Origin of the sequence: Streptococcus sp. oral taxon 058 str. F0407, from assembly GCF_000235485.1 — a bacterium.
Lineage (GTDB): Bacteria > Bacillota > Bacilli > Lactobacillales > Streptococcaceae > Streptococcus.
Genome location: NZ_JH378886.1, coordinates 14,716 through 35,862, shown reverse-complemented (window position 1 = coordinate 35,862; position 21,147 = coordinate 14,716). Strand labels below are relative to the sequence as shown.

General features: G+C 40.8%; 20 protein-coding genes. 2 read left to right on the top strand and 18 right to left on the bottom strand.

Annotated features, from left to right (window positions below; translation table 11 throughout):
- From lacD to HMPREF9184_RS01405, 7 genes are all read right to left on the bottom strand, one after another.
- The coding region (gene lacD, locus HMPREF9184_RS01435) for a tagatose-bisphosphate aldolase (RefSeq protein ID WP_232196691.1) at positions 1-946 on the bottom strand (946 nt) is incomplete at its 3' end.
- A gap of 10 nt (positions 947-956) precedes the next feature.
- A complete protein-coding gene (locus HMPREF9184_RS01430; RefSeq protein ID WP_000936012.1) occupies positions 957-2,123 on the bottom strand; it encodes an SIS domain-containing protein in 1,167 nt (388 codons plus the stop codon).
- Positions 2,124-2,392: 269 nt separating this feature from the next.
- Positions 2,393-2,797 carry a PTS sugar transporter subunit IIA gene (locus HMPREF9184_RS01425; RefSeq protein WP_002875700.1) on the bottom strand — a complete coding sequence of 135 codons (405 nt, stop codon included), beginning with the start codon at positions 2,795-2,797 and terminating at the stop codon, positions 2,393-2,395.
- A 3-nt stretch (positions 2,798-2,800) separates the two neighbouring features.
- Positions 2,801-3,622, bottom strand: coding sequence for a PTS system mannose/fructose/sorbose family transporter subunit IID (locus HMPREF9184_RS01420; protein ID WP_000185284.1), 822 nt, complete (start codon positions 3,620-3,622; stop codon positions 2,801-2,803).
- The gene (locus HMPREF9184_RS01415) at positions 3,609-4,514 is read right to left on the bottom strand and encodes a PTS mannose/fructose/sorbose/N-acetylgalactosamine transporter subunit IIC (RefSeq protein ID WP_000616997.1); all 906 of its coding nucleotides are present in this window, start codon (positions 4,512-4,514) and stop codon (positions 3,609-3,611) included. Before HMPREF9184_RS01415 ends, HMPREF9184_RS01420 begins: the two co-directional genes overlap by 14 nt.
- Positions 4,515-4,540: 26 nt before the next feature.
- Positions 4,541-5,017 carry a PTS sugar transporter subunit IIB gene (locus HMPREF9184_RS01410; RefSeq protein ID WP_000156968.1) on the bottom strand — a complete coding sequence of 159 codons (477 nt, stop codon included), beginning with the start codon at positions 5,015-5,017 and terminating at the stop codon, positions 4,541-4,543.
- Positions 5,014-6,801: a glycoside hydrolase family 35 protein gene (locus HMPREF9184_RS01405; protein WP_000196625.1), complete on the bottom strand. Its 1,788-nt coding sequence runs from the start codon at positions 6,799-6,801 to the stop codon at positions 5,014-5,016. Before HMPREF9184_RS01405 ends, HMPREF9184_RS01410 begins: the two co-directional genes overlap by 4 nt.
- A gap of 316 nt (positions 6,802-7,117) precedes the next feature.
- Here HMPREF9184_RS01405 and HMPREF9184_RS01400 point away from each other — a divergent pair, with 316 nt between their 5' ends.
- Together HMPREF9184_RS01400 and strH are read left to right on the top strand one after the other, a co-directional pair.
- On the top strand, positions 7,118-7,834 hold the full coding sequence (locus tag HMPREF9184_RS01400) for a GntR family transcriptional regulator (protein ID WP_001007184.1): 717 nt from the start codon (positions 7,118-7,120) through the stop codon (positions 7,832-7,834).
- A gap of 301 nt (positions 7,835-8,135) precedes the next feature.
- On the top strand, positions 8,136-12,146 hold the full coding sequence (gene strH, locus HMPREF9184_RS01395) for an LPXTG-anchored beta-N-acetylhexosaminidase StrH (RefSeq protein ID WP_000764166.1): 4,011 nt from the start codon (positions 8,136-8,138) through the stop codon (positions 12,144-12,146).
- 55 nt (positions 12,147-12,201) lie between these two features.
- On the opposite strand, the gene purB is transcribed toward strH, so the two are convergent.
- The 11 genes from purB to HMPREF9184_RS01345 all read right to left on the bottom strand — a co-directional run bounded on the left by purB (position 12,202) and on the right by HMPREF9184_RS01345 (position 21,133).
- Complete coding sequence (purB, locus tag HMPREF9184_RS01390; protein ID WP_000610738.1) at positions 12,202-13,500, bottom strand: adenylosuccinate lyase; 1,299 nt, start codon at positions 13,498-13,500, stop codon at positions 12,202-12,204.
- Positions 13,497-14,279 (bottom strand): hypothetical protein, encoded by a 783-nt coding sequence (locus tag HMPREF9184_RS01385; RefSeq protein WP_000039673.1) that lies wholly within the window; start codon positions 14,277-14,279, stop codon positions 13,497-13,499. Before HMPREF9184_RS01385 ends, purB begins: the two co-directional genes overlap by 4 nt.
- Entirely contained in the window at positions 14,272-14,448 is a 177-nt protein-coding gene (locus HMPREF9184_RS09615) for a hypothetical protein (RefSeq protein ID WP_009444112.1), read from the bottom strand. Before HMPREF9184_RS09615 ends, HMPREF9184_RS01385 begins: the two co-directional genes overlap by 8 nt.
- A gap of 174 nt (positions 14,449-14,622) precedes the next feature.
- A complete protein-coding gene (locus tag HMPREF9184_RS01380; protein WP_000878496.1) occupies positions 14,623-15,207 on the bottom strand; it encodes a hypothetical protein in 585 nt (194 codons plus the stop codon).
- Between the two features lie 84 nt (positions 15,208-15,291).
- Positions 15,292-15,519, bottom strand: a complete 228-nt coding sequence (locus HMPREF9184_RS01375; protein WP_000614692.1) for a hypothetical protein — start codon at positions 15,517-15,519, stop codon at positions 15,292-15,294.
- Positions 15,520-15,528: 9 nt separating this feature from the next.
- Positions 15,529-16,620: a 5-(carboxyamino)imidazole ribonucleotide synthase gene (purK, locus tag HMPREF9184_RS01370; RefSeq protein ID WP_000099048.1), complete on the bottom strand. Its 1,092-nt coding sequence runs from the start codon at positions 16,618-16,620 to the stop codon at positions 15,529-15,531.
- The gene (gene purE, locus HMPREF9184_RS01365) at positions 16,607-17,095 is read right to left on the bottom strand and encodes a 5-(carboxyamino)imidazole ribonucleotide mutase (protein WP_000805614.1); all 489 of its coding nucleotides are present in this window, start codon (positions 17,093-17,095) and stop codon (positions 16,607-16,609) included. Before purE ends, purK begins: the two co-directional genes overlap by 14 nt.
- Positions 17,096-17,105: 10 nt before the next feature.
- Positions 17,106-17,870 carry a hypothetical protein gene (locus HMPREF9184_RS01360; RefSeq protein ID WP_001031827.1) on the bottom strand — a complete coding sequence of 255 codons (765 nt, stop codon included), beginning with the start codon at positions 17,868-17,870 and terminating at the stop codon, positions 17,106-17,108.
- A complete protein-coding gene (gene purD, locus HMPREF9184_RS01355; protein WP_000772218.1) occupies positions 17,867-19,126 on the bottom strand; it encodes a phosphoribosylamine--glycine ligase in 1,260 nt (419 codons plus the stop codon). The genes HMPREF9184_RS01360 and purD overlap by 4 nt, the downstream gene beginning before the upstream one ends.
- A gap of 129 nt (positions 19,127-19,255) precedes the next feature.
- Complete coding sequence (locus tag HMPREF9184_RS01350; protein ID WP_000120389.1) at positions 19,256-20,020, bottom strand: hypothetical protein; 765 nt, start codon at positions 20,018-20,020, stop codon at positions 19,256-19,258.
- Positions 20,021-20,155: 135 nt separating this feature from the next.
- A complete protein-coding gene (locus HMPREF9184_RS01345; protein ID WP_000844105.1) occupies positions 20,156-21,133 on the bottom strand; it encodes a DUF4435 domain-containing protein in 978 nt (325 codons plus the stop codon).
- Positions 21,134-21,147: the final 14 nt, after the last annotated feature.

Here is a 21,147-nt window from a genome sequence, read left to right as displayed (position 1 = left end):
TGTTGAGTTCGTCAATGTTCTCAAATCCAGTTGTGCGAAGCCACTCACGAGCTGCTGCTTCACCATCTTTGATGTAAGCTTCAACCGATCCAGCCCAAGTCGCACGGCCACAAAGAACTCCGTTGAAGTTTGCACCTGATTCGTGGGCAAAGACAAGGGTTTCTTGGAAGAGTTTAGCTGACACTCCCGCACTCAAGTAGATGTATGGAAGGTTAGTCGCTTCGTCTTGTGCTTTGAAGAAGGCTGCTGCTTCTTCACGAGTATACACGATTTCACCATCGCCAAAGCCTTCAACGTATTTGACATTGACTGGAACTTCCACTTTCAAGACATCGATGTTGAAGCGTGGGTCTGAGAAGACCTTCATGGCACCGATAACCTTGTGTGGTTTCACTTTTGCGTATTCTGCAGAGCCTGCGTCAGCGATTTTTTCATCGTAAGCCAAGATTTCAAGGAAGAATGGAATGTCTTCTGCCACACACTCAGAACCAATACGTTCGATGTAGGCTTGTTTTTGTTGGTTGAGTTCGTCAGCGCTGTCCACGTCATAGTAAAGCAAGAATTTGACTGCATCCGCACCTTGTTCTTTAATGCGTTTTGCAGACCAAACATCCAAGCAGTCAGGCAAGCGTTTGGTGCTAGTTGTGTCGTAACCAGTTTTCTCATAAGCAAGGAGAAGACCAGCATTGGCATCAAGCGCTTTTGTAGCTGGAAGACCGTACTCAGGGTCAAGAAGCATAGATGAAGCGTATTTTGTCAATTCATCTGCAACCAATACTTTGAGTTCTTCCATTTGAGCAACAGTTGGCTCTTCCGTTTGGTATTGAGCCATGAGGCGTTTCAAAGCATCACGTTGGTCAAAGGCAAGAGCTGAAATGATGCCATTCTCATCTGAGAGTTTTTTCAAGCAAGCTACTTTATTAGGACTTAATTGTAATTTACTCATAGATACTTCCTTATTTTTGATAGTCATGAATGATAACACCTTGTACCACACGGTTTACTGTACCTGTAGGAGACGGTGTATCTGGTTTATTTTCGACCTTAAGTGAAGTCAAAAGGGCAAAGAGTTGAGCATATACGATGTAAGGGAAGACACGGTAAATATCGTTCAAGACACCGCCACAACCAAGAGCCACTTCTTTGACATTTTCAAGACCAAAGGCTTGATCACTCAAAAGCACGACACGACGAGCGATCTGATCACCAGCAACCTCACGAACCAAGTCCAAATCGTACTTGCGAGTGTAGTCTGTCGTTGTACCAAATACCAAAACAACTGTATCTTCGTTGATTAATGATTTTGGACCGTGACGGAAGCCAACTGGGCTTTCATACATGGTCGCCACTTGACCAGCTGTTAATTCCAAAATCTTTAGCTGAGCTTCATGAGCAAGGCCGAAGAATGGACCTGCACCCAGATAGATGACACGATTAAAGTCGAGGTCAACCAACTCTTTGACGTCTTCAGCATTGTCTAGGACCTTACGGGCAAGGCTCGTCACAACTTCAAAACGTTCAGCTTTAACAGCAAATTCTGTAGGATCAAAAACCAAGAGAGCTGTCAACATCATAGATGTAAAGCTAGAAGTCATAGCAAATCCAGCGTCATTAGAGGCAGCTGGTTGCAAGAGCAAGAGATTGCGGTCATCGCCATGCGCTTGAAGAGCCAATTCCCCTTCCGCCGCGCAAGTAATAGTCACCTGATAGAGGTCATCAACCAAGGCTTTAGCCAAATCAACTGTTGCCACACTTTCAGGTGAATTTCCGCTACGAGCAAAGGATACAAGGACCGTCGCCACATCTTTCTTTAGATAAGTTTCTGGATTGGCTACAATATCTGTTGTCGCAATAGAATTGAAGTTCCATTTGCGCTCGTCATAGACTTCCTTAAAGTATGGTACCAAGGTATCTCCCACATAAGCAGAAGTACCAGCACCCGTCAAGATGACCTTGATATAGTCATGTTTATCAGCGATTCCTTGCAGAAAGGCTGCAATTTCTTCCCGTTTCGCTTGATAGGCTTCAAAAGCCTCTTTCCATACATCAGGCTGTTGGTAGATCTCACGAGTCGTGATTTCTGCACCCAGTTCAAGTAATTCTTCTTTTGTGTAATTTAGCATAGAGTTCCTCTAATCTATTATTGTTCCATTCCTATTGAAAATATGGGAATGGGATTGACTCCCATTCCCATGTATATTCTATACAAGCTGTTCTAACGATTTAGCCGTTATCACATCGTATACTCAATGAAAATCAAAGAGCAAACTAGGAAGCTAGCCGCAGGCTGCTCAAAGCACTGCTTTGAGGTTGCCGGATAAGACTGACGAAGTCAGTAACATATATACGGCAAGGCGACACTGACGTGGTTTGAAGAGATTTTCGAAGAGTATTATTCGTCTTCGTCATCATCGAAGCCCGCTAACAAATCATTGACTTTCACAATACTTTCTGCAGCACGGCTCTTATAGTCCGCATCTGCACCTGTAAGGCTCGCATTGATAAATTCAATCACCATTGGCAGATTCATTCCTGCGTAGAGTTCAATGTCGCGACCTTCCATAATCAAGCGGCTCACCACGTTACATGGTGTACCACCGAGAAGATCTGCAAAGACTAGGAAATCATCCAATCCTTCGATAGCAGCTTCAAATTTTGCAGTAAATTCTTCTGGACCATCTTCTGGAAGAAGAGCCACTGCATGAATGTTGTCTTGTGGACCCATAATCATTTCCGTGCTACCTTTAAGTTCTTCACAGAAACGACCATGACTCACCAAAATTAACGATTTCACCATAAATTATGCGCCCATTCCAAGCAAGAATTTACCGATGAATGAAAGACCTACTGCAAGAACGATAATGATACCGATTGCTTTAGTAGAGTTCATACCTTTCTTACCAAGCAACCAGAAGATAAAGGCAGTAAAGATTGCTGGAAGCAAGCGTGGGAAGATTGAGTTCAAGATGTCTTGGAAGTCAATCATCTTTTCACCGATTGGCAATTTGTAAGAAATGTCAAAGTTGATCATTGTTGCTACAAGAGCGCCCATCATGAAGACACCAAGTACAGATGCAGCGTCAATCAAAGCTGTCAACGTACTTTGCATGTTGTTGATAAGGTTAACCCCTTCTTTGTAGGCAAATTCCAATTGTTTCCAACGGAAGATGTCATATGCAACTGCAACTGCGATCCAAAGGAAGATACCCCATGGTTGGCCAGCGATAGCCATAGTTGCTGCGATAGATCCCATGATAGCAGGTACAAGTGAACCAAAGATTGTGTCTCCAAGAGGAGCAAATGGTCCCATCAAACCTGTCTTGATACCGTTAACGGCATCTTTTGAACCTACACCATCTTTTTCTTCCATGGCAAGGTCAAAACCAGCGATAATTGTGTGGAAGAATGGAGAAGTATTGAAGAATTGAGTATGAACTTTCATCATTTCTTTCAATTCAGGAGTTCCATCCCCATACATTTTACGCAATTGAGGCAAGATCATGTAAAGGTAACCAGAAGCTTGCATACGTTCGTAGTTCCAACCCAATTGGAAAGTAAACAAGCTACGTTTGTTGATTTGATTAAAATCTTCTTTTGTAAGTTTGTAATTAGAATTCGTCATCTTCGATTTCCCCACTTTCTGATGGTGTAGAAGGTGCTGCTACAGCTACTTTTTGGCTATTTTTAAAGTGAAGCACTGCAAGGAAGATACCTACGATAGAGATACCAATCATAGACAAACCTTTGAAGTTATTCACAAAAGCAATTTTTTCAGCAACATCTTTAGGTAGAGTACCAAGGATACCCGCAACAGCTCCACCAAGACCTGTTACATATGAGTAAAGAACAGTCAACATAGCTGTCAAACCGAATCCCATTGCAAGGTAGTGAAGGTTACGTTTAACTGGAAGGTAACGAAGCAAGATAGCGAATCCAAGACCTGGAAGCATACGTCCTGCAAGTGTCAAACCATCTGCAATCCATTGGTATTCTTTAACTAGGTCTACTACTGATTGTACGAAAGCACCACCAAAAGCAAGAGCGAAGAATACTGGAAGGGCACGAGAAAGGGCCCATGGAAGCGCACCAAGTAGGTAGTTGCGTTCGATACCACTGTAGTCAAAGCGTTCGATCGCAGCATCAATACGGTGTGCAAAGAAAGTAGTTGTCATACGTCCAAGAACATCGAAGTATGTCAAAAGTGTTGCTGCTGGTACAGCGATTGTTGTGATCGCAAGATCTGTACCAATACCTTGAGAGATAGAGAATGCTGTTGCAAGAACCGCACCAGAAGTTGCGTCGATACGAGAAGCACCACCGAAGGTACCAACCCCGAGAACGAACAACTGCAAGCTACCACCGATAAACAAACCAGTTGTCACATCTCCCATGATCAAACCGGTAATGAAACCAGCGAATACAGGGGAACCTGCAGATGAAACGATTGTCAACTCATCACAGATTTGATAAGCTGAGTACAAAGTGAGAAGTAAAATTTGCCACCATTGTATCATAACAATGACCTCCTAAAAATTTTTTCCTATTTTAATAAGCTCAAAAAGTCTGAAACTGGATCATTTGGAACCATTTGAGCAGTGAGTTTCACACCTTTTTCGGCTAGTTTGTGGAAATCTTCCACATCCTTATCCACCACATTGATAGAACGTGTGATAGAGCGAGTTTCTGGTGTTTGAGACATATTGCCGACGTTGAGTGTTTCAAGCGGAACACCTGCTTCAACCAAACCAAGGAAACGGTCTGGTTTACGTGCAACGATAAAGAGACGTTGGCTATCGTATTTACCAGCAAGGATATTCGCTGCTGCTTTCTCAACTGGCAAGATACTGAGTTTCACACCTGGTGGTGTAGCAAGTTTCAAACCACTCTTTTCAATATCGTTGTTAACAACTTCGTCGTCTACAACCATAATGCGTGAAACGTTTAGTTTCCCTGCCCAAAGATTGGCTACTTGACCGTGGATCAAACGTCCATCGATACGGCATCCTACAATTGTCATAAGTTTTCCCCCTTTATATGTTTTAGTGTAGGTTTACGAGTTAAACGAATCTCTTCTTTATATTCGCCCTCAGTTTCAAAGATGATGATGCGGTTAGCACCTTCCTTGAGATAGCTATGAGGGATATAAAGTGAGAGGGTCGGGCCGACGTTCCAGAAACGTCCTAGGTGACGCCCGTTGACAAAGGCAACTCCCTTACCAAACTCAGATAAGTCTAAGTAGGTATCCTTCAGCTCTTCGACCGTAAAGTCGAAAGCGTAAAAGGCTGGTTGTCCTTCTGTCCATCCTTTTGAAAAATCAATCTTCTCAGGATTATCCAGTGGTAGTGGATATTGTTTCCAATTTAACATGAAGTGTAGATCCTTGCAGACACCTGTCCGAATTCCTTTACGTTGCGTATCTGCCAAGAACTTATGTCCATAGTTGACACGCCCCATATTTTCGACCAAGATGTCAATCTCTGAAAAGCCTTCTCTGTTGCCCTGACAGTAGATATCTTGACCAATTTCTGTCTGGTATTGAGTGGCAATCCATTGACCATCTACATAGAGTTGAGATCGGTCACGTCCATCGATGATACGGAGACGTTCCTCTTCTGCATCCCAACTTGCTTCGGTACGATAAAGAAGGTAGCCATAACTTTGACCAAGTTCTTCCATCGCTTTTGGATAGAGGCTTTCAGTTGGACTTGCCAGACTATCCAGGGTTTCAAACAAGGAAACTTTTTCGGCTAGTGGAATGGAGTCCATTTCCATGCTTTCCTTGTAAAGTGGTTCCAACTGCGGATACTCTGGGAAGTGTGTTGCCATCATCTTCTTGACTGCTAGGTATTTGGCAGTTGGATTTCCTTCTTCATCGAGAAGGGCATCATAGTCGTATGATGTGACTTGTGGCAAATCCAGAGTTCCTCGAGCCGAGCAACCATTCATGAAACCAAAGTTTGTACCACCATGGAACATGTAAAGGTTGATAGAGCCTTGCTCCAATACCTCTCGAACAGCTTCTGCCAACTCTTTTGGATCACGAGTGATGATGGGTTCTTTCCAACGGTTGAACCAACCATCCCAGAATTCCATACACATGAGGGGCCATTTCTTGCCATGCTCATCAAAGAATTCCTGCATCTGTGAAAAGTTGTACGGAGCTTTAGAACCGAAGTTTCCTGTCACAAAGAGGTCGTCTTCGATCAAGGTTCCGGCTTTCAGAGTAGCCCTCCATGGGCCATCTGAAGTAAAGAGTGGGCAATCAATCCCTCGTTCTTCCATCAATTTCCGAATTGCTCGTAGATAAGACTTATCTTCTCCATAAGAGCCATATTCATTTTCGACTTGCATCATAAGAATGTTTCCACCATTATCCAACAAGCGAGGCACAAGCCTTGGCAATAATTGGTCATAATAGCGAGCAACAGCCTCGATGTAGGCCGGGTCGGACGAGCGAATTCGCATGTCCTTGGTCAAGAGCCAAGCCGGCAAGCCACCAAATTCCCATTCCGCACAGATAAATGGAGACGGGCGTACAATGGCATAGAGACCCAAATCTTGTGCAATTTGAAGAAATCTCTCCAAATTTCTGGCACCTTCAAAATCAAACTCCCCTTCAACAGGTTCGTGTAAATTCCAAGCCACATAGGTCTCGACTGTATTAAAGCCAAGCGCCTTTAAGTTATAGAGAGAATGATACCAATCCTCTGCTGGAATCCTAAAATAATGAATGGCGCCGGACAAAATCTTGAACGGTTTTCCGTCTAAATAGAAATCGTCCTCAATTTTAAATCTGGTCATGTTATTACCTCTGACGAATTAAGTTTGCGCTTTCATTTATTATAATATTAACTATAATCAAATCTTTTGCATTTGTCAATAGGTTTTAGAAAATTATTTAAAATTTTTCTATTTTTTTACTTCTTTTTTACCAAAATTATCTAAAAAATAGCATAAGATGAGAGCTTTTGCACGACCTCTGTTTCAATGACACTTTTATATATGTGCAAAATAATATTTTTAATGTATTATGTTATTTTTTCATCTAAATGCTACTATTTTCTTTGTGTTTGTGGTAAAATCAAAGAAGGAGAAAGAAAAAAATTGAGGTGCAATTATGGCTATTCCAAAATACCAATATATTAAAGACGAACTCAAGAATAAAATCATTTCAGGTCAATTTGCGAGTGGAGACAAGTTTTATACTGAAGCAGAGTTGATCGCCATGTATGATGTCAGTTCTATCACAGTTGTTCGTGCTTTGAACGACCTTGCCAAAGATGGCTATATTGTCCGCCAGCAAGGAAAAGGAACTTTTGTTTCACGCGCTCGTAAGCACAAACTCGTTGAGTTTTCAGACGTAGAAATTTTTGAAACAAAAGACGATAAGGTAACTGTCCTTTCTATCGAACGCGGAAATAAGCTTGAATATTTGGAAAAACTTGGTTTGCGTGGAGACCAGTTCTACTACAAGATTGAACGGACACGTCAAACAAACGATGTGACCTATATTTATCACACTTCTTATATTCCTGAGCAATACATCAATGCCAACTACCCAAATCTTGACTATTATAGTTCTATCTATAAACGTTTCAAGCTGGATTACCGCATTCACATGACTGATGAGCATTTTGAGGAAATCAACGAGATCGCCTTTCCAACACCAGAGCACGCTGCTTCTGTACTTGGAATCGATACACAATTCCCAACTGTCTTCCAAACCAAGACTACAAAACTTGAGGCCACTGGCCAAGTCCTTGCCTATAGTGAAACTTATAAGCGAGCAGACTACTACAAAATCAAATTCATCTCATGTAACCGAGGTCATTAAGAAAAAGCCTGAGCCTAGCTCGGCTTTTTCTATTTCATTATAGCACGCTTGATTTGTAATGAACAGGCGAGAAAGGGTGAATCTTTAATTAGTAGTGCTTTTACTAAAAACAAGTTAAATAGAGACTACTGGTTTTCCATAAAAACAAACGAATCAAAAAAACAGCTTCCTAATCTTATAATTTCCTCCATTTATTATAGTTCTTTTATAAAGCCGCTTGACTTTTTATATCTTAGATAATAAAATAAAAACAGTTTTGTGAAAACGTTATCATACAATATAATAATAGGGAGGTTTTATCATGAAACTAGAAAAGAAACAGCGCTTCTCCATTCGTAAATACGCGATTGGGGCAGCTTCTGTACTCATAGGATTTGTCTTTGGTACCCAAGTCGCGTCTGCCGACAGCGTCACTCCAACACCAGAAAATCCAAGCGCAGCTCAAACTGCTCAGGGACAACCACAGGATGCTGAGACATCGGTTGAAAGCAAGCTTGAAGAAAGGGTTGAAGCAAAAAACAAGGAGGAGAAGGATGCTTCAGCTACACTCGCTCCAACAGTAGAAAAAACTGAATCCCCAGTAGTTGCAGAGAAAACTGACGAGACTCCAGTCGCTGAAAAAACTACTCCTGTTTCAAAAGAACAATCAGAACCAGTAAAAGCCGATGAAGAGAAGAAAAATGAACCAGCAACGCCTGCTGCAGTTGCTCCGAGCACTGAACGAGCAAGTCAGGTAAATGAAAAACTGGCAAAAAGAAAAATGATCTCAATCGATGCTGGACGCAAGTACTTCTCTCCAGACCAACTAAAAGAAATCATCGACAAAGCCAAACACTACGGTTATACTGATCTTCATCTACTAGTTGGAAATGATGGCATGCGTTTCATGCTAGACGATATGACAATCAAAGCCAATGGTAAAACCTATGCAAGCGACGATGTCAAACGTGCACTCGAAAACGGAACCGATGCCTACTACAAGGATCCAAACGGCAACCATTTGACAGAGAGTCAGATGACGGACTTGATCAACTACGCTAAAAACAAAGGCATCGGTCTCATCCCAACTGTAAACAGCCCTGGTCACATGGATGCGATTTTGCATGCCATGAAAGAACTAGGCATCCAAAAACCGAACTTCAACTACTTTGGTAAGGAATCTGCTCGTACCGTTGACCTTGATAATAAAGAAGCGGTTGCATTTACCAAAGCTCTGATCGACAAGTATGCTGCTTACTTCGCTGGCAAAACTGACATCTTCAATATCGGACTAGATGAATATGCCAACGATGCTACAGATGCTAAAGGTTGGAGCGTTCTTCAGGCCTACAAGTGGTATCCAGAAGATGGCTTCCCAGATAAGGGTTACGACAAATTTATCGCCTACGCCAATGACCTTGCTCGCATCGTTAAATCTCACGGACTCAAACCGATGGCCTTCAACGACGGTATCTACTACAATAGTGACACTAGCTTTGGTACTTTTGACAAAGACATCATCGTTTCTATGTGGACTGGTGGATGGGGCGGATACGATGTCGCTTCTTCTAAACTTTTAGTTGAAAAAGGCCACCAAATCCTTAATACCAACGATGCTTGGTACTACGTTCTTGGACGAAATGCCGACGGTCAAGGCTGGTACAACCTTGACCAAGGACTCAATGGTATCAAGAACACTCCAATCACTTCGGTGCCAAAATCTGAAGGGGCAGATATCCCATTTATCGGCGGTATGGTAGCTGCTTGGGCGGATACCCCATCTGCACGCTATTCACCATCACGCCTCTTCAAACTCATGCGTAGCTTCGCAAATGCCAATGCTGAATACTTCGCAGCTGACTATGAGTCTGCTGAACAAGCTCTGAAAGAAGTACCAACAGACCTTAACCGCTATACTGCAGAAAGTGTCGCAGCTGTCAAAAAAGCTGAAAAAGCTATTCGCTCACTCGATAGCAACCTCAGCCGTGCCCAACAAGACACCATTGATCAAGCAATCGCAAAACTTCAAGAAGCTGTTAGCAACCTAACCTTCACACCAGAAGCTCAAAAAGAAGAAGACGCGAAACGCGAAGTTGAAAAACTTGCCAAGAACAAGGTAATCTCAATCGATGCTGGACGTAAATACTTCTCAGCTGAACAACTCAAACGTATCATTGATAAAGCTAGCGAACTTGGATACTCTGATATTCATCTCCTCCTAGGAAATGACGGACTTCGCTTCCTACTTGATGACATGACTATCACGGCTAATGGCAAAACTTATGCAAGTGACGATGTTAAAAATGCCATCATCGAAGGAACAAAAGCTTACTACGATGATCCAAACGGAACTACTCTTAGTCAAGCAGAAATCACTGAATTGATCGAGTACGCAAAATCAAAAGGTCTTGGACTCATCCCAGCGATTAACAGCCCAGGTCACATGGATGCCATGCTCGTCGCTATGGAAAAATTGGGTATCCAAAATCCTCAAGCCAACTTTGACAAGGTTTCCAAAACAACTATGGACCTTGAAAACGAAGAAGCCATGAACTTTGTTAAGGCTCTCATTGGCAAGTATATGGACTTCTTTGCAGGCAAGACTAAGATCTTCAACTACGGTACAGACGAGTACGCTAATGACGCTACCAACGCTCAAGGCTGGTACTACCTCAAATGGTACGGACTCTATGGCAAGTTTGCCGAGTACTCTAACACTCTTGCGGCCATGGCTAAAGAAAGAGGTCTTCGACCAATGGCCTTCAATGATGGCTTCTACTACGAGGACAAGGATGATGTTGAGTTTGACAAGGATGTCATCATCTCTTACTGGTCTAAAGGATGGTGGGGTTACAACCTTGCAACTCCTCAGTACCTGGCAAGCAAAGGCTACAAACTTCTTAATACAAACGGAGACTGGTACTACGTCCTAGGCAATCACAAACCAGACGAAGCCTACCCACTATCAAAGGCACTTGAAAACTCTGGAAAAGTGCCATTCAACCAGCTTGCATCTACTAAGTATCCAGAAGTAGACCTTCCGACCGTCGGAAGCATGCTTGCTATCTGGGCAGACAAACCAAGTGCAGAGTACAAGGAAGAAGAAATCTTTGAACTCATGACTGCCTTTGCAGACCACAACAAAGACTACTTCCGCGCTAACTACAATGCACTCCGCGAGGAGCTTGCTCAAATCCCTGCAAACTTGGATGGATACAGCAAGGAAAGCTTGGGCGCTCTAAATGCAGCTAAAGAAGCTCTCAACTACAACCTCAACCGTAGTAAACAAGCCGAGTTAGATGCTCTCGTAGCCAATCTCAAAGCAGCCCGCCTAAGCCTCAAACCAGCGGCAACTCACTCAGGAAGCCTCGATGAAAACGAACTAGCTGCTAATGTTGAAACCAAACCGGAACTCATCACAAGAGCAGAAAAGATTCCATTTGAAGTTATCAAAAAAGAAAATCCGAACCTCCCAGCTAAGCAAGAAAAGATCGTAACACCAGGTGTAGAGGGCGAACGCACTCATTACATCTCTGTCCTTACTGAAAATGGTAAGAAAACAGAAACCGTTCTAGATAGTCAAGTAACCAAAGAACCTGTGACCCAAGTGGTTGAAATCGGTGCCCCTATTACTCACAAAGGGGATGAAAGTGGTAAAGCGACAACTACAGAAGCAAAACCTAGACTGGATATCCAAGAGGAAGAGATTCCATTCACTACCGTGACACGTGAAAATCCACTCTTGCTCAAAGGGAAGACTCAAGTCATTACTAAAGGTGCTAACGGTCGTCGCAGTCATTACTACTCTGTGAGCACTAGTGCTGACGGTAAGGAAGTGAAAACTCTTGTAGATAGCCTTGTGACCCAAGAAGCAGTAACCCAAGTCATTGAAGTTGGGACCCTTGTAACTCATGTCGGGGATGAACACGGGCTTGCTCCAGCAGCAGAAGCAAAACCAAGACTGGACATCCAAGAGGAAGAAATTCCATTCACTACTGTGACACGTGAAAATCCTCAATTACCAAAAGGACAAACACAAGTTGTTACTAAGGGCGCTAACGGCCACCGTACTGCCTTCTACTCTGTAAGCACTACTGCTGATGGAAAAGAAGAAAGAACACTTGTCAATAGCGTAGTAACACAGGAAGCAGTCACTCAGGTCGTTGAAGTCGGAACTGCCGTTGAGAAAGCTGAGCAAACTGCACCAACTACTGTCAAAGCACATGAAAAACAACTCCCTGCAACAGGCAGCCAAGATTCTGCAGGCTTGGTTGCAGCAGGACTCATGGCGACTCTAGCAGCCTACGGACTGACTAAGAGAAAAGAAGACTAAGATTCTTCTAAGAGAATACGAAAAAGCGAGATTGAATCTCGCTTTTTTATTGTGATTAGTCACCCAGTCCGATACGTTCAAAGATATCATCCACTCGTTTGGTGTAGTATGCAGGGTTGAAGATTTCGTCGATTTCTTCTTGAGTCAGACGTGAGGTTACTTCTGGATCTGCTTCGAGAAGTGGTTTAAAGTCTACTTGATTGTCCCAAGAGTAAGCTGTTTTTGGTTGCACCAAATCATAGGCTTGCTCCCGCGTCATGCCTTTCTCAATCAAGGTCAACATGGCACGTTGGCTAAAGATAAGACCGAAAGTTGAGTTCATGTTGCGAATCATGTTTTCTGGGAAGACTGTCAAGTTCTTGACGATATTTCCAAAACGGTTGAGCATGTAGTCAATCAAGATGGTTGTATCTGGTGTGATGATGCGCTCAGCTGATGAGTGAGAGATATCACGTTCATGCCAGAGAGCGACGTTCTCATAAGCCGTCACCATGTGACCACGGATGACACGCGCAAGACCTGTCATGTTCTCAGAACCGATAGGATTGCGTTTGTGAGGCATTGCTGAAGAACCTTTTTGCCCTTTGGCAAAGAACTCTTCCACTTCGCGTTGCTCAGACTTCTGCAAACCACGGATTTCCGTTGCCATACGCTCGATAGAAGTTGCGATGCTAGCAAGAACTGCAAAGTACTCAGCGTGAAGGTCGCGAGGAAGGACCTGTGTCGAGATTTCTTGAGCACGGATACCCAATTTGTCGCAGACGTATTGCTCTACAAATGGTGGGATGTTGGCAAAGTTCCCAACCGCACCAGAAATCTTACCAGCTTCCACACCAGCAGCCGCGTGCTCGAAACGCTCGATATTGCGCTTCATTTCGCTGTACCAAGTTGCCAATTTAAGACCGAAAGTCGTAGGCTCAGCGTGCACACCGTGCGTACGACCCATCATGATGGTGAACTTGTGCTCCTTAGCCTTATCAGCGATGATGTTGATGAAGTTTTCAAGGTCACGACGGATGATGTCGTTGGCCTGCTTGTAGAGGTAACCGTAGGCCGTATCCACCACGTCGGTAGAAGTCAAACCATAGTGGACCCACTTGCGCTCTTCACCAAGAGTCTCAGAAACCGCACGCGTGAAAGCCACCACATCGTGACGAGTCTCTTGCTCAATCTCTAAAATACGGTCGATGTCAAAGTCCGCCTTCTCGCGAATCAAAGCCACATCTTCCTTAGGGATTTCCCCCAACTCAACCCATGCCTCGTCAGCCAAGATTTCCACCTCAAGCCAAGCACGGTATTTATTTTCTTCACTCCAAATATTCGCCATCTCAGGGCGAGAGTAACGGTTGATCATGATGTTTCCTCCTTAAATAATTCTTTTACGATATATCCTCTTTTTAAAGTTTCTTCTGTTGTCTTCCTATATATTCTTTTATCATTATATTTTTTTATATTTTTCTTTTCAAAATATTTCTCCAATTCTTTATAAGAATCTGAACCTTTTTCAAATTTTCTATTAAAACATTGAAGTTCCCCATCTTCTCTTTTTGCAACTGAGATAGTGTCTGTTTCTATTTCTCCAAAAAATGATTTATATGTAATTTTGAGTTTCAAATTTTTTAGATCTACATGACTCACCCCTATAACTTTAATATAAAACACACTATTCTCACCTTTATTAATAATCTTTTCTCTAAATTTTTTGTCTTTGTCTAGTGTTTTGCCATCAATTTCTGCTTTTACATCAGTAATAAAAGCAAGACCTAAACCTACATTCTCTACATCTAGAGGAAAAATCACAAACCACTCACTAGAACGATCAGAGTTACAGATTTCATAGTCTAAAACTGCAGTCCTTTGCTTCTGGTCAATAATTCGATATGGGTAAACACCTATCGAAATACGATACCTCAAGTAAGGTCTATGACTATTTAGTAAATCAATTTTTGATTGTTTTTTTTGCTCAGCCAATGTCCAATAAATACCTAAAATAGTCACAACTGCACCAATTATAGCACTAATCAGACTTGACCAAAATTCCATATTTAATCTAAATATTTTTAAAACAAAATCTTGGGTATCAATACAAAACAAAATTATGATTGCTATAATCAAAAAATACTTTTTACTCATTTTCTCCCGCAATATCTTCAATCAATCTTCTACGTTCCTCCTGAAATATATATTTTTTATATAAACTACTTTCTTTTAGCTTTTGATAAAATGCTTCTTGATTAATTTCTACTCCACTATTTTCTAATTTCTTTATTATAGTATCAAAAGAATCTGCTTTATCTATCATTTCCAATAAATTAGGATTTACTATAAATACTTCTTCGCCTGAACAACTTTTTTCAATTAATCCTAAAATATTATGTGGAAAAATACAATCTAAAAATATTACCTCTTTATACTTATCTTTAAAACCTTCAATTCCAATCTCATCACAAAATCGTTTAATCTTTTTTGTTTCGATCTACATACATTCTGGGGACTTATTTGTAAAAGCAACTATTATATATGAAATATCATCTTTTTCAGAAAATACTTCCTGTGCAATATCTTTACTTCTAGATGTTGATACACAAGGAATTTTTGATTGAAAAGGAGCTTTATCTTGTACAATATGTAAAATGCTTAGTACTTTTAAATACATATCATAATAAGAGTAATTGTATGTAGCTTTATAATTTTTTATTTTCTCAATTATAGTATAAATATCACCAGATATACCATAAGTGGCAAAATTTTCAAAATTTTCTTTTAAATGTTTTAATATTAGTTTAAAATTTTCGTATTCCTTTTCATTCCACTCTTCCAGAGTATTATAACCCAAATCATTTTCTAAACCCTTAAATAAATTAAATCTTGCTTTTTCACCTCCAATAAAAATAAAGTCATTAAAGTCCTTATATGTTTTTTTATCTATCCCTCGAAATACCAACCTTCTCCTTAATGAATAATATACAGCTTCAACCAACTTCTTTTTATTTCCAGTAATTTTTCTTTTTTCATTATTATAACTTCCATCACTAGCTAATTTGTATGTTACATACTTCATTTTAACTATTAACACCCTTTCAAAAGTAATAGATTTCCTAACAAAGATAAAACAGCAAATCTTATAATTTATGTCCTGTCTTACTCACTCAAACTCTTCTTTTCCAATAAACACAGATGGATAGTGATCTAGTGTGTTCAAATCTGTATCCAATGGCAAATCATAAATTGCTAGATAGTTTTCTGGATACTGAGCAACTAATTCATCATATTTAGCCTGTACCTTGTCATGATCAGTACTTGCAAACAAGACTTCGACAACAGCCCCAGTCTTATCCTTCTCAACAAATGCATTTACGATTATTTGAATCATAGTCTTAACCTAAAAATCAATTCCTTTCCCAAACTCATCCACACTATCTGGCACATCACTAAACAAAGTTACATGCCCCATCTTGCGGTTGTGCTTCGCTTCTATTTTACCATACAGGTGGAGGTGGGCGCTTGGATCTTCTGTGACATATTCTTCAGCAACCTCGACATGCTGGCCGAGAACGTTGAGCATGACGGCTGGCGCATGTAGTTGGATAGCTGGCAATGGTGCTCCCAGAACACCCAGAATATGCGTGTCAAACTGCGAGAAGTCGCAGGCCTCGATTGAGTAATGGCCTGAATTGTGTGGACGTGGGGCAATTTCGTTGACGATAATGTCGTCAGCTGTCGCAAACATTTCCACACAAAGGGTTCCAGACAGGTTGAGTTGTTCTGCGATTTGCACTGCCATGGCTTTGGCCTTGTCGGCTAAGCTTGCTGGAATGCGGGCTGGTACGATGGTCTTAGACAGGATGTTGTTTCGGTGAATATTTTCCTGAACTGGGAATACCGTCACGTCCTTGCCATTTCCTGACACGATGACCGAAATCTCCAGGTCAAAGTTGACGAATTCTTCCAAGACGCAGTCTGCTGAGTCGGCTAGTGCACGGGCTTCTTCCAAATCTGCTTCTGAGCGAATGACCTTTTGTCCATGCCCATCATAGCCACCAGTCGCAGTCTTGAGGACATAGTTTTTCGACAGGTCGATATCTGCCAAGTCTTGGCTAGAAGTCACGACCTTGTAGGGTGCCACGGTGACTTGGGCCTTGTTTGAGAGAAAGTCCTTTTCAAAGATCCGATTTTGAGAAATGCGGAGAAGGTCCGTTCCTTGAGGGAGCTGACCATCCTTGATAACAGCATCCAAACCGTCCGCATTGACATTTTCAAACTCATAGGTGAGGACATCGCAACGTTCCGCCAACTGACGGAGGGCATCCACATCATTATAAGGGGCTACGATGATTTCCGCCACGCGAGAGGCTGGGCAATCCGCCGCAGGATCCAGCGCGATAACCTTATGCCCCATGTAGATAGCCGAAATGGCCATCATCTGCCCCAGCTGACCGCCACCGATAATTCCGATTGTTTTAGATGAGCTCATTTGTCGACTCCTCTGCTATTTTCCCTTGTTCTTCTGCAAAATCTGCCAAAGCTGTCGCGATAGCCTGATCCTCTACTGAAAGAAGACGGAGGGCGAAGAGGGCCGCATTGGTCGCACCTGCTTCACCGATAGCCATTGTCGCCACAGGCACACCACCTGGCATCTGTACAATCGAGTAAAGAGAATCCACGCCACTAAGGGCACGAGATTTGACAGGTACCCCGATGACTGGAAGGGTTGTTTTGGCAGCTACCATTCCTGGCAAATGGGCTGCGCCTCCAGCACCTGCGATGATAACCTTGATGCCACGACTACGTGCTTCCTCCGCATGTTTGAACATGAGGTCTGGTGTACGGTGGGCAGAGACAACTTTCTTTTCGTAGGCTACACCGAAGCGGTCTAGGACTTCTGCTGTTTTTTGCATGGTTGTCCAGTCGGATTTTGAGCCCATGATAATGGAAATTACTGGTTTCATTTCTTCTCCTTTAATTACTAAATCCGTAAGTTGCAAATAATTCATTGATTTCATCAATATCCTTTTTAATAGTTTCCTCTGAAATCGGTTGATAATTTACATTCTTTTTTCCATTAGAATTTTGAATATTCCAATTATCCTCAGATTTAATTTTGGAAAGTTGAAGCAAATCAAAGTCATCAAAGCTTCTCCACGAAATATTTGGATTTGTAGCATTACCCTGGAAATACTCCAAATTACCACGATCTACTTCAGTTGGATATGAATAGTATGACGGTCTCATAGAAATTTCAAACATTACTCTATGAATTTTATGAGATTCATCAACAGCAATAATATAAATATGATTATTTATAAAATTATTTTTCCCCAGCTCTTGAAGTCCCATCTCATAATCCTTGATTTTAAAATTGTTTTTTTTGTCTTCCTTATTAATTTCTAACCTTTCAACTTTTAGGTTGTTTTCAACAACATCTCTAGTCACAACATATAAATTAGATATCTCACCATACTCTAAATTAAACTTTCCTGACAAAATTATTGTTGCACCACTTAGTTCCTTTTTATCAACTCTGATAATACCTGTATGGGGATTATTAGATTTAATTTTAATTTCAAAATCTCTTATTTTCAGAATGGATGAATGATTAGTCATTTCATTAGCTTTATTAGCAATCGAATTCGCAGAAAAAGCTAACCAAATTGAGACTAATAAACTTATTATAGCAATCACATCAGAACTATTGTTTCTAATAAATTCAATAAATTTGTTCATAACGCTCTTTTCCCGATATCCGTACGGTAGAACAAACCTTCTGTGTTTTGTTTGTTAAGCTCGCTGTAGATGGTATTTTGGGCTTCTTTGACGGTATCTGCTGTGGTAACTAGCATATAAACACGTCCGCCGTTTGATAGCAGTGCTCTGCTATTTTCCGCAAACTTGGCCCCTGCATAGTAGGTGATGATATCGCCATCAGTTTTGGCTGGCAACTCAACGCCCTTTTCGTAGTCTAGCGGGTAGCCGTTTGATGCGACAACCACACCCAGAGTCACACCCTTGTCCGTCCACGTGATGTTTGGCTCCTTGCCATCGAGAATATCCGTGATATTTTGTGCAAAGTCAGATGTCAAACGAGGCAAAATAATCTGAGTTTCTGGATCTCCGAACCGAGCGTTGAACTCGATAACCTTAGGTCCATCTGCTGTCAAGATAAGACCTGCGTAAAGGACACCTAGATAAGGGCGACCTTCTTTGATCATACCTTCAAGAACTGGCTTGACAATAGTGTCAACCGCTGTGTCAACCACGCTCTGTGGCAAGTGAGGAACTGGCGCATAAGCTCCCATACCGCCCGTGTTAGGACCCTTGTCGCCGTCATAGGCACGTTTATGGTCCTGAGCTGTTGGCATGATGTAGAACTTATCCCCATTGACAAAGGCAAAGAGTGAAAATTCCTCTCCTTCAAGGAATTCCTCAATAACCACACGCGCACCTGAGTCACCGAATTTATTGTCCAAAAGCATGTCGTGAGCAGCTTCTACTGCTTGCTCAATCGTCTCTGCAACAACGACACCTTTTCCAAGCGCCAAGCCGTCCGCCTTGACTACGATAGGAGCCCCCTGCTTTTCGATATAGGCTTTGGCTTCCTCAAAGTCTGAGAATGTGCCATAGGCTGCTGTCGGAACGCCGTATTTGACCATGATTTCCTTAGCAAAATCCTTGGACCACTCCAGCTCCGCTGCCAATCTTGTCGGACCAAAAGCCTTGAGCTCAGCTTGATTAAAATCATCGACAATCCCAGCAGCAAGGGCATCATCCGGACCGATAAAGGTCCAAGCGATATCGTTGGCTTTTGCAAACTCAATCAATTTAGAATGTTCGGAAATAGAGATATTTACCAATTCCAGACCATCCAGAGTCATCCCGTCATTCCCAGGAGCTACAAAGACTTTTTCAACGTCTTTTGACTCAAGCAACTTCTTAGCAATGGCATGCTCACGACCACCCGAACCAACAACTAACAGCTTCATTCCTCAACCTCTTTTGCGAATTATTTACTAATATTATATCACAAACGTTCGTTTTAATCTTGTTTCACTTAGTGTTTTAAGCTAAAAAAAGGAAAGAAACTGTTTTCTTCCCTTTTGTTTTTTAATGTCTTACTCCGTTATATATTCTTCTTTCAACACTTTAGCAATATTCGGTTCCAATAAATTAACAAAATACTTTTTCAAATTTAAAATATTATCAACCTGTTCTTTATCTAACCTAAATGAACGACCAGTTTGAGGTTCCTTTAATGTACGTAATAGATCTTTGCCAGTTGGCCATACTAATTTTCTTGCCTGTGGTTGAAAAGGGTTTACTCCCGTCCCTGGCATTATTCCCTCAATAAATCCATTTGAATTTGCTGTACTTGAACTTTTATTTATCAATGTGACAGTAGCAAATCCTAACGAAACTTCGCCAAATACAACAATAATGAAAGGGCGAATATCATACTCTGATTCACTGTTAGAATAATAATTAAGCTCCTTTTCAATCCCATATTTATACTTGTTGTTTTTAAAAATATTTTGTTTTAGTTTAACCACTGTTAAATCATCATCATTTAACGAATGCTCTTTACTATTAAATTCTATCAGACTGTCATTCTTTGAAAAAATCATAAATACATCTGGATTTGATCCAAATTCTCCTTCGAATGCTATCGAAGAGAAGGCATAAAAACCATGCTTGTAATCACCTCTAAGTTTCCATGACATAGTACTTTGACCAACTAAAGGAAAATGTATATTTTCAATTCTGCTTTTTCTGATATATCTTTTTTTATGCATAATATTTATAAATTCCTTAAGGTCTGGACTTATTCCAATGGTTGGGCCTGATAATGACATCCCCACATTTAATTTTATATATGACACCTTAACTTCTCCATTCTAGTGATTTACCTAATTATATAGTGATAGTAATCGCTCATATAAAACTCATTTTCTTAATATCTAAAAATTTACTCAAAGTTTCAACTAATCGTATATAATTTCCACATATAATAAAGGCTAGTTGAATGTCAAACAACATTTTCTTTTCAAGTAGTCATTCAAGCACTCAGGCGTGTCCGCACAATTAGTAAACACTGTCATTATATTTTTATCGTCAATCAAAAATTGTTTTGGAATAAAGCCTCCATTTTTACTCACTAAAGACAATATAAACTCCTTCAAAAACCATAATAACTGTTTCCCTCTAAAATAATCCTCTATGTGGACACGATATTCCTCCATATCATTCTCAAAATTATAGCGTATGTGTTGTCGTTTATCCCTAAAAATAGATAACTCCTTTACATAATCTCTACCATTCTTTTTACAACCATTTTTAATTTTCTCACTTAGCATTTCCTCATACATACTTTCAAAAAAATTAAAACTTATATCTTCAACTGATAGTTCAATATTTTTATAACCAATTTTAAAAAAATTAGCCGCATTTCGTTTCAATCCTAACAAATCAAAATCTACTTCCACTTTATTCAATTTACAACAGATTGCCCAAAGATTCATATCTGTTAGACAATCCATAAATTCTCTATATCTTTCATTAAAATATTCCAATACTCTACCAAACTCCGGGTCATCATCATTTATTCCAAAATGTACTTTCAATATTCTTTTGATTGCTGTAGAACTCACATAAAAGTTCTCAACTGCATATTTTGGAGTCATATATATATCAGGATTAACTTGGTGATGTTCATAGTCTTTATCTATAAAAAATAATTTATTAGCTAACGTAGATTCTCCCTCTTGAGTAAATTTCTCAACTAATTCCAAGACCTTACTCTTACCACCAACTGCATATGTGTTATAAGTTTCAGTATACTGTTGTATTCGACAATCATAATATTGCCTATCTTCACCTTCATAAAATACAAAATATCTATTGGGATTAATCTTAGCATCTCTCGTATACCTTTCCCAAATAACTGAGGATTCTGTCAAACTTTCTAGGTGGTTTTCTATTGTTACTGATTTCAAATTATCCCCCCTTA